13 protein-coding genes and 2 pseudogenes are annotated in these 14288 nt (G+C 59.9%); 4 read left to right on the top strand and 11 right to left on the bottom strand.

Translation table 11 applies throughout. The features are described 5' to 3' along the window. Positions 1-175: 175 nt before the first annotated feature. The 4 genes from ACVILI_RS33110 to ACVILI_RS33095 are packed head-to-tail and all read right to left on the bottom strand — an operon-like array spanning position 176 to position 3783. Positions 176-475 (bottom strand): ferredoxin family protein, encoded by a 300-nt coding sequence (locus tag ACVILI_RS33110; protein WP_038655026.1) that lies wholly within the window; start codon positions 473-475, stop codon positions 176-178. A 12-nt stretch (positions 476-487) separates the two neighbouring features. After that, the gene (locus ACVILI_RS33105) at positions 488-1795 is read right to left on the bottom strand and encodes an FAD-binding protein (RefSeq protein ID WP_038655022.1); all 1308 of its coding nucleotides are present in this window, start codon (positions 1793-1795) and stop codon (positions 488-490) included. Between the two features lie 11 nt (positions 1796-1806). Next, positions 1807-2916 carry an electron transfer flavoprotein subunit alpha/FixB family protein gene (locus ACVILI_RS33100; protein ID WP_038655019.1) on the bottom strand — a complete coding sequence of 370 codons (1110 nt, stop codon included), beginning with the start codon at positions 2914-2916 and terminating at the stop codon, positions 1807-1809. A 15-nt stretch (positions 2917-2931) separates the two neighbouring features. Further along, a complete protein-coding gene (locus ACVILI_RS33095; protein ID WP_038655016.1) occupies positions 2932-3783 on the bottom strand; it encodes an electron transfer flavoprotein subunit beta/FixA family protein in 852 nt (283 codons plus the stop codon). A gap of 320 nt (positions 3784-4103) precedes the next feature. Between ACVILI_RS33095 and ACVILI_RS33090 the strand changes: the two genes are divergently transcribed. Beyond that, positions 4104-4808 (top strand): IS6 family transposase, encoded by a 705-nt coding sequence (locus tag ACVILI_RS33090; RefSeq protein WP_038655013.1) that lies wholly within the window; start codon positions 4104-4106, stop codon positions 4806-4808. Between the two features lie 139 nt (positions 4809-4947). Here the strand turns inward: ACVILI_RS33090 and nifA are convergent. Further along, a pseudogene (gene nifA / locus ACVILI_RS33085) lies at positions 4948-6072 on the bottom strand (nif-specific transcriptional activator NifA); the annotation flags it as partial. Positions 6073-6165: 93 nt separating this feature from the next. Here nifA and ACVILI_RS33080 point away from each other — a divergent pair. Beyond that, positions 6166-6528: a hypothetical protein gene (locus tag ACVILI_RS33080; protein ID WP_457102762.1), complete on the top strand. Its 363-nt coding sequence runs from the start codon at positions 6166-6168 to the stop codon at positions 6526-6528. Here ACVILI_RS33080 and ACVILI_RS33075 read toward each other — a convergent pair. The 6 genes and pseudogenes from ACVILI_RS33075 to nifB all read right to left on the bottom strand — a co-directional run bounded on the left by ACVILI_RS33075 (position 6477) and on the right by nifB (position 9739). Next, positions 6477-7175 (bottom strand): IS6 family transposase, encoded by a 699-nt coding sequence (locus tag ACVILI_RS33075; RefSeq protein ID WP_457102804.1) that lies wholly within the window; start codon positions 7173-7175, stop codon positions 6477-6479. The genes ACVILI_RS33080 and ACVILI_RS33075 overlap by 52 nt on opposite strands. Before the next feature lie 57 nt (positions 7176-7232). Continuing rightward, a pseudogene (locus tag ACVILI_RS33070) lies at positions 7233-7379 on the bottom strand (SIR2 family protein); the annotation flags it as partial. A gap of 38 nt (positions 7380-7417) precedes the next feature. Continuing rightward, the gene (gene nifT, locus ACVILI_RS33065; protein ID WP_038655042.1) at positions 7418-7630 is read right to left on the bottom strand and encodes a putative nitrogen fixation protein NifT; all 213 of its coding nucleotides are present in this window, start codon (positions 7628-7630) and stop codon (positions 7418-7420) included. Continuing rightward, a complete protein-coding gene (locus ACVILI_RS33060) occupies positions 7627-7947 on the bottom strand; it encodes a nitrogen fixation protein NifZ (RefSeq protein WP_038655039.1) in 321 nt (106 codons plus the stop codon). Before ACVILI_RS33060 ends, nifT begins: the two co-directional genes overlap by 4 nt. Before the next feature lie 83 nt (positions 7948-8030). After that, entirely contained in the window at positions 8031-8249 is a 219-nt protein-coding gene (locus ACVILI_RS33055; protein WP_240565499.1) for a 4Fe-4S dicluster domain-containing protein, read from the bottom strand. Positions 8250-8257: 8 nt separating this feature from the next. Next, positions 8258-9739, bottom strand: a complete 1482-nt coding sequence (nifB, locus tag ACVILI_RS33050) for a nitrogenase cofactor biosynthesis protein NifB (RefSeq protein ID WP_091586658.1) — start codon at positions 9737-9739, stop codon at positions 8258-8260. A 505-nt stretch (positions 9740-10244) separates the two neighbouring features. Here nifB and ACVILI_RS33045 point away from each other — a divergent pair. Both ACVILI_RS33045 and ACVILI_RS33040 read left to right on the top strand, forming a co-directional pair. Beyond that, entirely contained in the window at positions 10245-11873 is a 1629-nt protein-coding gene (locus ACVILI_RS33045; RefSeq protein ID WP_457102791.1) for an IS1634 family transposase, read from the top strand. 1179 nt (positions 11874-13052) lie between these two features. After that, entirely contained in the window at positions 13053-14270 is a 1218-nt protein-coding gene (locus ACVILI_RS33040; RefSeq protein WP_240565368.1) for a cytochrome P450, read from the top strand. Positions 14271-14288 lie beyond the last annotated feature (18 nt).

Here is a 14288-nt window from a genome sequence, read left to right as displayed (position 1 = left end):
CCATGGAAACACCTCAGGCGTTGTTATCCAGGTGCTCCTCCCCAAGCGCCGTTTCGTAATTGAGTTATGAATGCACAGTATTCACCAGCTTCTCTTCATCTGTGATGATGACCATTGAATCGGGGTGTGCTGCAACTTCAGCCCTAACGGTTCACACTGTTGAAACGGCGCGTGGTCATCCGAACTTAAAGAGGACACCGAAGCCGCCGCGCGGATAGTTCCACTCGATCTCGCCACTGGTCTCGCACAAGATGCGGCAGGTGCCGCACTCCATGCAGCCGTCGGGGGTGATCTCGACTTGACCCTTGTCGTACAACTCGTAGCATTTCGCCGGACAGACGAGGGTCAGCGCGAGAAGGTTCGCACTTGGCCACGCGTGCGGTCGCACTTTGATATGCGGACGGCCGGGCTCCACCAGATAGCGGTTCTGGTAGAGCTTGTCCTCGACACGCAAATTCGTCACTGGGTTCGTCATGTCGTCAGTGCCTCACCGCCACGCCAATGCCAGGCGGACCGCGTCGCTGACCAGACCCAACCGCGATCGCGCTTTGATGAAGGCTGCCGTGGTCGCCTTTTCCTTCTCGATCTTTGGCGTGCCGTCGACCCGCATGAAGTTCTGCGCGGCTTCCGACATTAACCGTGGGTAGGTCGTGAAGAAATTACCGGCGTTATTATGGAGTAAGGCTGGCATGTCTTTGTATTTCCGCAGGTCCTTCACCACGAAGGATTCATCCAGCATCGTCTTGTAAAGGGCGAGGTTCAGTTTGGTCATAGGATCGTTGCGGCTCTTGACCTGGACAATTGCCTCAGCCGCGATGCGCCCGGAGGTCATGGCGAGGTTCGAACCCTCGCGGTGAACAGCGTTGTTCAATTGCGCCGCATCGCCGACCACGACCCAACCGTCGCCAAAGAGCTGGGGAATCGCCTTGAAGCCGCCTTCGGGAATGAGATGCGCGGCATATTCTTTCACCTCCGAGCCGGCAATCAGCGGCCGGATCGAAGGATGGCTTTTTAACGCGTCGAGCAGGGCGTAAGGGCTCTCCCTCATCGCGGCGAAATCCGAGACGAGGCAGCCGATGCCCAGTGAGATCGACTCCTTGTTGGTGTAGAGGAATCCGAGCCCGGTCATGCCGCGTGAGATTGTGCCCACCGCCTCGATCACGCAGCCTTCACCGCCCTTGAGGCCGAACCGCTGCTCAATAACCTCTTCGGGCAGAAAATGCATTTCCTTGACGGCGAGCGCAACGGCTTCCGGCTTCAGCATCTTGCGCAGGCCGCCTCGCGTGCCAAGCAGTCCGCCGACGCCTTCTGCAAGAACGACCACGTCCGTGTAGATCGCCCCGCCGGCCCGATCCGTGCGGACGCCGATCACTTTGCCCTTGGCATCACGCACGAGTTCCGTCACGGTCGTTTCGCACAGAACAGTCGCGCCGGCCTCGCGCACCTTACGCGAAAACCATTTATCGAACTGGGTACGGATGATCGTGTAGCGGTTGGGCTTTGCCTCATTGAAGTCGTCCGACCGATAGTGAATGCCGGTGTGCGACGTGTCGTCCATCACCCAAAGCCGCTGTTCAACCAAATGCCGCTCGAGAGGCGCGTCATCCCGGAAATCGGGGATGATTTCCTCCAGCATGTTCGCGTACATGATGGCACCTTGGACATTCTTGGAGCCCGGATATTCACCGCGCTCCAACTGCAGCACCTTCAGGCCTTGGCTTGCCATGGTGTAAGCAGCTGCGTTCCCGGACATGCCGGCCCCGATGACAATGGCGTCGAATTCTTCCTCGATCATGTCAGTCTCTTTTAGCTTGCAAGCTTGTCGCGACTGTGCGGCGACAGCCGGCGGGTGAAGGCTTCCGTCAGGGCGGGCAGGAAGCGGATCGCATCAGTGACGATGCCGAGGTGAGCGAAATCGAAAATCGGCGCGTTCGGGTCGGTGTTGATGGCCACGATGAGATCGGCGCCTTCGACGGCAACCCGGTGCTGGATGGCGCCGGAAATCCCGGCCGCGATGTAAAGCTTCGGCCGGATGGTCTTGCCAGTTTGGCCGATCTGCCGATCAGCAGACATCCAGCCCTTCTGCACCAGCGGGCGCGAACAGCCATATTCGGCGCCGATCGCTCGCGCGAGACTCTTCACAAGCTGCAGGTTCTCGGCCCCGCCGAGACCGAGGCCTCCCGCAACGACGACATCGGCATAGGCGAGATTTGCCTTCGCCGACTGGCTATCCGGCAGGAAGCCGAGGACCTTGGTGACGATGTCGTCCTCGGCTACCGACAGCTTGTGCTGGATGACGCGCTCGACGGGCTTATCCACCCGCTGCGGCATGGACATGACCCGCGGTCGCACTGTCGCCATCTGCGGCCGGAAGTTCAGCGTATAGATGGTGCATAACAGGGAGCCGCCGAAAGTCGGACGGGTCGCGGCGAGCGAACCGTCGGCATCCACGTCGAGTTCGGTACAGTCGGCCGTGAGCCCTGTCAGCAAGGTTGTCGCCACGGAGCCGGCAAGATCCCTGCCGAGCGTTGTCGCACCCAGAAGCAGGATCTCGGGTTTGTAGGTAACGACCAGATCCGTCATCGCCTTGGTGAAAGGCTCGTTTCGATAGTCGGCAAGCAGCGGGGCTTCGACGATGTAGACAAGGTCGGCGCCGTAGGCGAAGGCCTCGGCAACTGCGTGCTGGGTGACCCCTCCCGCTGGTCCAAGTACGACGCCCGCGACTTGGACGCCGAGCTTGTCGGCAAGCTTGCGGCCTTCGCCGAGCAGCTCGAAGGATACAGGATGGACCTGGCCGCGCTCGAGTTCGATGAAAACCCAAACATGCCGATAGTCCTTGAAACGCTCGGGCAGCTCCTTCTTTATTCCGGCTCGGCCGGCAGCAGGGCGAGGGGTTTCGCGGTTCGCGGTAGCCATAGTCTGCTCCTTGCCTCACGTGCCGCCGTCGAAGGCGACTTCCTGTTCCAGCGCCGGCTGGCGGGTGAAGATTGCGGCGGTTAGTTCGTCGGCGAGGTCGCGCAGCGTCTTCTCAGCGGTGTCGATCTGCGCCGCCTTTTCTGCCCGCGCGGCAGGCGCGAAAACGCGCTTGACAACCGTCGGCGAGCCGCGCAGTCCGCATCTGGTGAAGTCCTCGATGCCGGCGTCGGCTGCACTCCACCTCACGACCCGGCTGCGCGCCGCGCGCAGTGCGTCCTCGATCGAACCCCGGCGGATCTCGTTGGTGCCTTCCAGCATGGTGACGAGGCATGGCAGCCTGCTCTGCAGCATCTGCGTGCCGCCCTCGCAACGGCGCTGGACTTTAATCTCCCCCGCAGCAAGATCAAGGGAGACGATTTTCGCGACATAGGTGAGTTGCAGGAGGTTGAGACGCCTGGCGATGCCTGGCCCGACCTGGGCGGTGTCGCCGTCGATCGTCTGCTTGCCCGTGAAGACGATGTCAGGCGTGCCGAACGTCTCGCCAACCTTTGCGATTGCCTGGGAAAGAGCGAAGGAAGTCGCCAGCGTGTCTGAGCCGGCAAAATAGCGGTCGGTCAAGAGCACTGCGCGATCGGCGCCGTAGCCGAGCGCCTTGCGTAGCGCATCCTCTGCCATTGGCGGCCCCATAGTGAGTACGGTAACCTCGCCACCATCGGCGTCGCGCAGTCTGAGTGCTTCTTCGAGGGCGAACAGGTCATAAGGATTGATGATGGTTGGCACGCCCTGGCGCATGATCGTGTTCGTCACCGGATGGACACGTATCTGTGTCGAATCTGGCACCTGCTTGATGCAGACTACGATGTGCATTGGCGGTCTCGCTAAGCTTTTATCCAAATGGGGTTTGGCAGTTCATCTCGTTGGCTGCATCATTTGTGCCAACCGTTTTGCGCTCCGCTATCCCTTTGAAATTCAATTGGCTGCATCGGAAGCACAAGCGGGATCACCGGATTTGTCGGCTTCTCGACATTGTAGCGTCGCAAATGTGTCGCGCTCATTCGATCCGGTTCAGCACGGATTCGAACGGGACGAAGGTGGGGCACGGCCTGGCGGGACTGTCCGGGTCGTGGTCTTTGAGCGGTGCTGTCACATTGATTGAGGGGTAAGGAAATTGAGGTAGCAGCGCGCCCATGACCGTGAGTGCACCGACCTACAAGAACCACCGCTATCCGATCGAAATCGTGGCCCGTGCTGTCTGGCTCTACTTCCGCTTCAATCTGAGCCTGCGCGATGTCGAGGAAATGCTGCTCGATCGCGGGATCGTCGTTTCCTACGAGACCATCCGCCGATGGTGCCGAAAGCACGGCCCTGATTATGCGCGCCGCATACGCCGCAAGGCACCAACGAAAGACGATGTCTGGCATCTGGATGAAGTCGTGGTGCGCATCAACGGTCAGAAGTGCTGGTTGTGGAGAGCGGTTGATCAGGACGGATATGTGCTCGACGAGATTGTCCAGACGCGTCGCAACACCAAGGCCGCCAGGCGCCTGCTGACGCGACTTCTGAAGAAGCAGGGTCTGCCGCCAAAGCGTATGATCACCGACAAACTGCGCTCCTACGGGGCGGCCAAACGCCAGGTCATGCCGAACGTGGAACACCGCTCGCATAAAGGCTTGAACAACCGGGCGGAGAATTCTCATCTGCCGTTCCGAAAACGGGAACGAACGCGACAGGGTTTCCGGTCGGTCGGCTCATTGCAGCATTTCGTGTCGATCTTCTCCGCCGTCCGAAATCTCTTCGTCCCCTCCCAGACCAACCGCTCGGCAGCACAAATTCGAACCCATCGACGCCAGGCAATGGCCGCGTGGGAAGCCGTGAGTGCACTGCCTGCCTGAAAAGCGCGGTAGCAGCCTCACGCGGCCACATTGCAAACAACGTGACAACGCCCACTGACGCCAGAACTCCGTCGTTTCGTCTCGAGTCGCCAAAGCACCAAGTCGGATTTGCCCCAGCTGCCATCGTCGGTCGTTTGTTTCAAAAACGCTTCACATTGATGGCGTGTTTTTTCAGCGCGTAACCAATCTGGCGCGGTGTCAGTCCAAGCAGGCGTGCGGCCTTCGCTTGGACCCCGCCACATATGTCCATGGCGGCCGTGATCCGATCGGCATTGTTCAAGTGGACTGCGTCGGCAGGCCGCGCCGGCGGCTGTCCTCCAGCCTCTGACGAGACTGCGGCGGAGGGGGCCGAAATCGCTTGCTGCGGCATGTTCGACCGGGGTCGCAGCGCGAGTTCTCCAGATGTGAGCTTATGCAACGCCGCAGCGAAGCATTGGCCCCGACAGCATGCAAAGTCGCCTCTCCCGATTGATGCTCCCTCGGCCAGAACCGCTGTCCGATACACGCAGTTTTCGAGCTCGCGAATGTTGCCGGGAAAATCACAGCTTGTCAGTACTTCAATCGCACTGGCATCGAAGGTCAGCATACCGCCGTTCTCATCGTTGAACTTCTTGAGAAACTCGGCTGCGAGGAGCGGAATATCAGTGCGCCTTTCGCGTAGCGCCGGCACCAGCAAATGAACCACATTGAGGCGGTAATAGAGGTCGGCACGGAATTCATTTTTTACAACGGCCTCTTCCAAATTCTTGTTCGTCGCGGCAATGATGCGAACATCGACTTTAATGGTCTGGTTGCCGCCGACGCGCTCGAACTCCTGCTCCTGCAGCACGCGTAAGAGCTTTGCCTGAAACGAGGGTGAGATCTCGCCGATCTCGTCCAAGAATAACGTCCCCTTGTGAGCGAGCTCAAAGCGTCCCTTATGCGAGTAGAATGCGCTTGTGAATGCGCCCTTCTCATGACCGAATAATTCGGATTCGAGGACGCTTTCTGTCAGCGACGCACAGTTGACCTTTACCAGGGGCCGCTTGGCGCGGGGCGACAACTCGTGAATAGCCTTGGCGACCAGCTCCTTGCCGGTACCGGATTCGCCTCGCAAGAGAACCGGAAAGTTGTACTTAGCGACGCGCGCGACTGTTTGAAGCAGATTGCGCAAAGGCAAACTGTCGCCAATGATCCCCTCTGACAGCAAGTACTGCTTTGCTATCGGTTCCCCACGGTCTAGATTACGGTCTAGATTAGTGTCACCATTGGCCATTATCGTCTCCTCGGTTTCGGGCCACGAAAACAACGCCCCGTTATCTGGCTTGCGACGTACCTCGGCGCACACGGCTTAGTCTGGCTCAGGGATGAGCCACCGTTGGCCGCCACAGCCAGGAGTTTCTACGCCGTGCAGGCCTGCGATTCATTGTCGCGCTTGCTCGCGTGGAAGGCAGTCATCAAGACACTTAAGACGCTGATACACAGATGCAGCGTGTTTACCAGCCGCGTGCGAGAATTTACCGGCGCTGACGCCGAGGCGATGGCGCTGGTCGAGGAAGTCGATCCGGTGCTTCGTCCAGTCGATCATCTGGCGAAGCTGCGCACATTCGCGCGCGAGCCCTTAACCAGGGCGGTTCTGTCGCAAAGATCGAAACGGGACAAAGGATGGCAGGAATCCGGGTCGGCGTTCTATGCCGTGAGGATGGCGAACTGCTCGGCGATTGAGGGGCTGGGATTGTAGGCATACCTCGCCTGCCGTTTGCGCATCATGTGGATCATCTCGATGCCAGACAGGATAATTTCGGCGGTCGCCTTCGCCTTGAAGCCGAGCATGGAGCTGATGCGGCACTTGATCCGTCGATGATCCTGCTCAATGCGATTGTTGAGGTACTGGCTTTGGCGGGTGCGGATCGGCTTCAGCGATCGCCGCGATCGATCCCGCAAACGGCTTTCAGCATCGCAGGAAAGGATCGCCTCGTGATTTGTCTGGCTGCCGTCGATGACGATGCGATCCGGCCGGCCATGGCGCTCAAAGGCCTTGCGGAAGAAGCGTTTGGCTGCCGGCAGGTCACGGTTTTCGCTGAAGAAGAACTCGACCGTGTCGCCGACGCTGTCGATGGCGCGGTAGAGATACATCCACTTGCCGTGCACCTTGATGTAGGTCTCGTCCATGTGCCACTTCCCGGTGACGGTGCGCTTGCGCCGGTTGAAGCGCTCCAGCAGCTGCGGCGAGAAGTGCACGACCCAGCGATGCACGGTGGAATGATCGACGTTCAAGCCGCGCTCGGCCATCATCTCTTCCAGATCGCGGAGGCTGAGCTTGTAGGCCAAGTACCACCGTACGCACAGCAGGATCACCGACTGGTCGAAATGGCGGCCCTTGAACATCACGTACTCCTCCAAAGCTGAGGGGCGTTCCATGTCATAGTCCGCTTACCGAAAGGTTTGCGACAGAGCCAGCCGGAGGAGACCCGGACCGAGATACGGGATCACCTGATCGCAGACGAGCGCTCGTCTGGCCAGCTCAAGCAGCTTTCGGGCAAAACTGTCGCGGACGACCACGAGGTGGCCGGAGGTCGGGATCGTGTTCATGCTCGTTTCCTCTCGACGCCTCTGATTAAGGCTCAGCATCAGTCCTCGTCCGGAAGCTTCCTTGCCTCGACGGTGATCGGCAGACGCGTATTCGGGGGAAGATCGGGTAGGAGGAGGCGCCAGCCGTTCTTGAGCGTTACGACCCCGCCCCACAAGTCTTGGTTCTCGAACTTGATAATCGCCTCCTCGAGATCTTTTTTGGGAACATACGCGGACAATCCGGCATCACTCCTACGGATCATTACTTTCATCGGGCCGTTCCTTGCTTCGCGTTTTCTTCGGCCCTGCAGGGAAGGTCGGCTTTGTCGAGGCTCATCAATTCACGCGCTCGCATGCCAACGATGGTGCCACGGTCGATCCATTCGACGGCATAGATAAAGAACTGCTGTAGAAAGGTGCCGATGTCGCGCACATAACCCTCTTCACCCTTGCGCACGAGATTTTCGCCGATCTCCCTGCCAGGATAGGTGCCGTCATTCTTTATGTGACGAGTGGCACGGACCCGCTCTCCCGGCCTAAATCGGGGAGGCCTGTGGATTTCGACCTCCTGTTCGCGTGCGAGCCACATGGCGGTTCCTTGTTTCTTTGAGGCTACAGTTGTTGATGTTCGCGGGCCCCGGAGGCAGCCGCTATGCGGTAGCCTGATTGGGGTCAGGCAGGAACGCAGGTCTTCGGCACCGGGCATACCGAGGCACATTGCTGCGTGTCGAATGCTCCCTCACATTCGGTGCACTTCTGCGGCTCGACCACGTAGCTCTCGCCTTTGAACTTGATCGCACCGGACGGGCATTCGAATTCGCAGGCGCCACATTGCGTGCATTGGGATGCGATGATCTTGAAAGCCATTTTGACTCCTGGTTCGAGTGAAATGAGACGGCTCAGGCGGTCGCCGTGAGTGCCGGGACGCCAGACTCGACGGCATAAATGGCGCCGATTGCCGTCTCAATGTAGTCATGACCGTAAGCGTCGATTGCTCGGATACCGGCGTCCGCGAGCTGATCCTTGGGGCAATCTCCGATCTTGGCACAAAGCATGATGTCTATGTCTTCCAGCGCAGCGATGATGCCATCGAGAGCGCCGTCTTCGCCCCAACCACCGAGGCAATACTGCTCAACCTTGCGGTGCCCGACAAAGCTGATCCCTTCCGAGGAGGCTTCATAAACCTGGAATTCTTTCGCATGGCCGAAGTGCTCGTTGACGCGGCCGCCGCCCTTCGTCGCCACCGCGACGAGAAGGAACTTGCCGGAGCCCGCTGCCTGGATCATTCCGATCGCCTCACTCCTGGCCGTCCCGTGATCACGGCGCTCGTCCGCGACCAGCTTCCGATAGGCCTCGCGCTTGCCGGCATCGTACGTGACCTCGCCGGGAATCCGGTCGAGCGTGAATTCCTGGCCTCGATCCTCGCCGAGCAGCCCGACGGCATCTGCCCGGCACTGCCGGCAGTGGCGCATCAACTTGGCGCCGCCTTCCAAACGATCCTGAAGGGCCTTCATCTCCATTGCGTTTGGGCCGCGCTGCCCGGTCAGCCCGTAGTGCGTACCGTGTGACGGATCGGAAATCAGAGGCATGACGTTGTGCAGGAACGCGCCGCGGTCCTTGACCCATTTGTTCACCTCGTTCAGGTGCTCGTCGTTCACACCGGGGATCATCACCGAATTGACTTTGGTGAGGATGCCGCGCGCGCGTAGCATCTCCAGGCTCGACATCTGCCGTTCGTGCAGGATTCGGGCGGCTTCGATGCCGACGTAGCGGCGATGGTCGTAAAAGATCCAGGGATAAATCCTTGCGCCAACTTCCGGGTCGACCATGTTGATGGTGATCGTCACGTGATCGACATTCATGTCGGCAAGCTCGGCGACGTGGTCCGGCAGCGCGAGCCCATTGGTGGAAATGCAAAACCTGATGTCAGGGATTTCTTTGGCAACTCGTTCGAACGTTGCCTTCGTCTTTTCCCAGTCGCAACAGGCATCGCCCGGTCCGGCGATCCCGAGCACGGAAAGCTGCGGCACTTCATTGGCGACCGCGACAACCTTGCGTAGCGCCTGATCGGGTGTCAGCTTTTCCGACACGACCCCAGGCCGGCTTTCGTTGGCGCAGTCATATTTACGATTGCAGTAGTTGCACTGGATATTGCAAGCCGGCGCGACGGCGACGTGCATGCGCGCGAAATAGTGATGCGCTTCCTCCGAAAAGCAGGGGTGATCCTTGATCTTCTCCCAGATAGCCGGATTCATTTCGTCCCGGTTTCTTGACGAGCCGCAGGAGGTAGATGCGCAGCCACCCGAATTCGCGCTCGCCAGCAACTGGTCGGAGAGCCTCGTGTCGGTCAGGCTCTCGACCGAAATCACGGGTGCGGACATTGAACGGCTCCGTTGCGGGTTGACGTCGCAGTTCTAAGCGCAAGCGCAATGCCAACTCAAAAGGCGGCACTATGACCGGCAATCGGCTTTCGCGTCAGATATCATGGGTTGCTCCGACATAGTTTGTCGGACTTGCGACAGTGGCTACCCGCAGAACGTCAGGAAGCGACTGCGGCCGGACATCATTGAGAGACAGAAATCCCCTGTCGATCAATTCACCCCTGATCGCCTCGGCACAACGTTCTCGACCGGTCTCCGACGAAGATGTCGATCTCGGCGGCGGCGAACTCATCGGTGGTGAAGTTGTCGCCGCATCCTGTGTCGGCATGGTTCCGGTTAGGCCCAACTTGAACAGTTGGACGTGAACGGATAGCGAACACTGTCCGTTAAGCCATTGAATTCATTTGCCTTGAATTTCGGGCGCGAAAATGTGTGGTAACAACATTTGTGCTGTTTGCTCTGTTTTGTCTGGATTTGACGGCATTTATTTACTAACAACGCTGGCATGTTTGTCGTTGAGAGAGTCGCGCGCGGCCATCGCTATCTCTACCTCGTGGAAAGTGTCCGCGACGGCAAAACCGTTCGCCAGCGCACGATAAAGGCACTGGGCCGCAAGGATGCGCTGGTTGCCAGCGGCGAACTTGACAGATTGGCGGCCTCGATTGCGCGCCATGGCGAACGCAGCCTCATCCTGTCCGACATTGACGCGGGGCGGATTGCCTCTCGCCGCATTGGCGGTCCGCTGTTGTTCGGGCGGCTGTGGCAGCGGCTCGGGATTGGCGATGTGCTGGAAGAGGTGCTGGAAGGGCGCCAGTTCGGCTTTGCGGTGGAACGGGCGGTGTTCATTGGCACGTTGCATCGGCTGTTCGTGTCGGGCTCGGACCGCGACTGCGCGAACTGGATGGCCGATTATGGTATCGAGGGCGCCGAGGGTCTGGCGCTCCATCACTTTTACCGGGCCATGGCGTGGCTGGGCGAGGAACGCGGCGAAAAGGCGCAAGGCGCGCTGGTGGCGCGCTGCGTGAAAGACGTGATCGAGGAAAAGCTCTTCGCGCGCCGGCAGGACCTGTTCACCGACCTCAGCCTTGTGTTCATGGACACAACCTCGTTATCCTTCTACGGCGCGGGCGGCGAGACGCTGGGCAAGCGCGGGCATTCCAAGGACTTCCGCCCCGATCTGGCGCAAATGATCCTGGCGCTGGTCGTTGATGGCGAGGGCCGGCCGATCTGCACCGAGATGGTGCCTGGCAACACCGCTGACGTGACCGTCCTGTTGCCGGTGGTCGATCGGCTGCGAACGCGCTTCGGCGTCACACGCGCCTGCGTTGTCGCCGATCGCGGCATGATCAGCGCCGATACCATCGCCGCGCTCGAAAAGCTGGGCATGGAATACATTCTGGGGGCCCGCGAACGCTCGAGCAGCGTGATCCACAACGTCGTGCTCAATGACACGGCGCCGATGGTTCCGCTCGTTCTCGAGCGCCAGCGCGGTGAAACTCAGTTGTGGGTCAAAGAGGTCAAGTTCGGTAAAGACCGCTACATCGTCAGCCGCAATGACGCCGAGGCCGAGAAGGACAAGGCCGACCGCCAGGCGATCATCGCCGGCCTCGAGGCACAGCTCAAGAAGGGCGACAAGGCACTGGTCGGCAACTCGGCCTACCGGCGTTACCTCAAGGCCGGCGGCAAGAACTTCAAGATCGATGTCGGCAAGCTTGCCGAGGAAGCCCGCTACGACGGTATCACCGTGGTGCGGACCAACGCGAAGGTGACCCCGCTCCAGGCCGTGCTGCGGTATCGCGATTTGCTCGAGGTCGAGAGCCTGTTCCGCGCCGCCAAGGCAACCTTCAATACCCGGCCGATCTTCCACCAATCCGATGCCGCCATCCGCGGGCATGTGTTCTGCTCGTTCCTGGCGCTCGTGCTCAGCAAGGAACTGCGCCGCCTCTGCCGGGCCAAAGGCCTGACGCCCGAATGGCAGCCGCTCCTACGCGATCTCGATCGCCTCCAGGAAGCCACCATCGAAAAGGATGGTCGCATCGTCACAACCAGAACTCACCTCACCGGCCAAGTGGGCAACGTCTTCAAGGCAGCTGGCATCGCTCTGCCACACAACCTCGACGAACAACTCGCCTGAGATCCCCCCCAAATGTAGTGGTAACACGCGCCGGCGCGCGCCTAACATGCTGACTTAATGACATATTCTCACAGGCGGTGTTTAAGTCGGGTTTTGCGATCCGTCGCGGCTCGCCTCGATCGGAGTTTCCATTCCCCAGAGCGCCTACACGGTTCGCGAGCATAGCCATCAATGCTTCCGTTGCGATGTACCAGAACCGGAAGCTGCCCAATGTGGGCTAACGCGTCAGCTGTACGTCGATCGAACGTCCAACATCCCGGCCCTGTACGGCGGCGGGTGGCAGCAAGTGGTCGAAATCGATCGGGCCTTCCGTCAAGTTTCCTGAGGGACGGCTCCACAAAGGCATGCTCGAACAGTCCACGTCGCCAGCAAGGCCCCTCGGCGTCTAATGCCAAGTCCGAAAGGATAGCGTGCGAGATGGATGCAAAGCTGAACGCCGCCCAAAGCAGACCGTATCATCAAAGAACGCCAGCGCATCCTGTTCGTGCTATCGGAGCAGGGCGGCTAGATTCTTGGCTCAGGCGGCGACGCAGCAGTCGACGGCCGGGTTGCCGGTACGACCAGTGCGGTCCAGGATTTCTCCGGCTAGCAGCAGATGTCCGACGAGGCTCTCGTCACCGCCAGGCGAGGTGATCCTGACGCAGAAGAATGTCGGGGAGCAATCTTCAAAGATCAGCTATTTGCGGCCCGCGATAGCCTCGGCTGACGGAGCCTTCTCCACGAGCGCGCAGGCTCATCATGTCGTCGGTCATCGATCGTTCCTACGAATTAATTGGTGTCAGCAACCCCAACCTGACCTGCGAACTGTCGATTGCCACCGCAAAGCCGCTCGCTCCCTACAGCGCTTGTGGAGGGCGCGCTCGCGCTCGCGAGCGGGTTCGCTACCGCCGAGCCACACCCAGTCTGGGAGGGACCTCGTTCGATCCTTAGCCTCCTTCACTAGGCTCCTCGTTAGCTTTCTATGCGCAACGTTGTCGTGTCTGGAACGGACAAGAATGTCGAAAGACCTACCAGGCGTCGCCCCACACCGGGGCCACTACGGATATATGAGCAGCGCCAACGGTGCGCCTATTCGGCACGCGATTTGCTCAATGTCATCTGAGGCGATGTCGGCAGTGCGTTACGCAGTTCAGCGGTATCTCAGTCGAGCGCGTAAACGCCTGAACGCAGGAGAACCAAATGGCGGCCAACCCGGTTCCAGATCATGTCCCCCCGGAAATGGTGGGAGACTTCAGTCTTTTTACGTCGCCAGGCATGTCCCCGACGCCCAACGGCGATCCGCACGCAGCAGTCGCTTGCGTGCATGCCGGACCGCCGATCTTTTATTCGCCTTGGAACACGCGGGCTGGGCAGGGTACTTGGGTCATCACTCGCGCGGCAGATCAGCGCCGGGTGCTGCAGGAGACCGAAGTCTTGTCCAGTCATCGCAGCATCTTCGCATCCGCACTGGGCGAGGACTGGCCGATGATCCCGCTCGAACTCGATCCACCGTACCATGGAGTCTTTCGCTCACTGCTCAATCCGCTGCTTTCGCCACAGCGTATAACGGAATTTGAACCGACTATCCGCGAGCGAGCGATAACGCTCATCGACAGCATCGCCTCGTCGGGCACAAGCTGCGACGTGATGAAGGATTTCGCCTTTCCTTTCGCGGTCAACATCTTCCTTCGCTTTCTCGGACTGCCGGATCACCGTCTCGATACATTTGTCGGCTGGGCGAAAGATCTGCTCCACGGCGACGATGTCAGACGGCCGGCGGCCGCTCGGACGATTGTTGCGTTCATTGACGAACTGGCAGCGCTGCGCCGCAAAGAGCCCGTCGACGATTTCATGAGCTTCATCGTGCATGCACAGGTCGAGGGTCGCGTGCTGACGGACCAGGAGGTCCGTGGCATTGGCGTGCTTACCTTCGTGGCGGGGCTCGACACCGTAGCTGCAGCCATTGGCTTCAACTTGACCTATCTCGCGCGCAACCTCGAAGACCAGGGATTGCTGCGGAACGAACCAGACCGGATTGTGCTCGCCGCCGAAGAATTGCTGCGCGCCTATCCGAGCGTTCAGATGATCCGCGTGGCACGGAAAGATATCGATTTCAAAGGTGCGCCGATCCACAAGGGGGACTTTGTTTCCTGCGCCACGATGATTGCAAATCGTGACCCCGCGGAATTCGAGGCCCCCAACACGGTCGATCTGATGCGAGAGGGCAACCGCCACGCCGCCTTTGGCTATGGTCCCCATCGTTGCCTTGGCTCACATCTCGCCCGGCGGGAAATTGTCATTGGGCTGGAGGAGTGGCTGGCGCGCATACCGCCCTTTCGGATCAAGGAGGGAACAGCACCCATCACCCATGGCGGCCATGTGTTCGGGATCGAAAATCTGATCCTGGACTGGGCTTGACCAAGGCCGCCCGGAGCT

It is taken from the genome of Mesorhizobium sp. USDA 4775 (genome assembly GCF_054062655.1).
The sequence above is the reverse complement of the archived record's forward strand: the minus strand, read 5'-3'. Positions and strand labels throughout refer to the sequence as shown.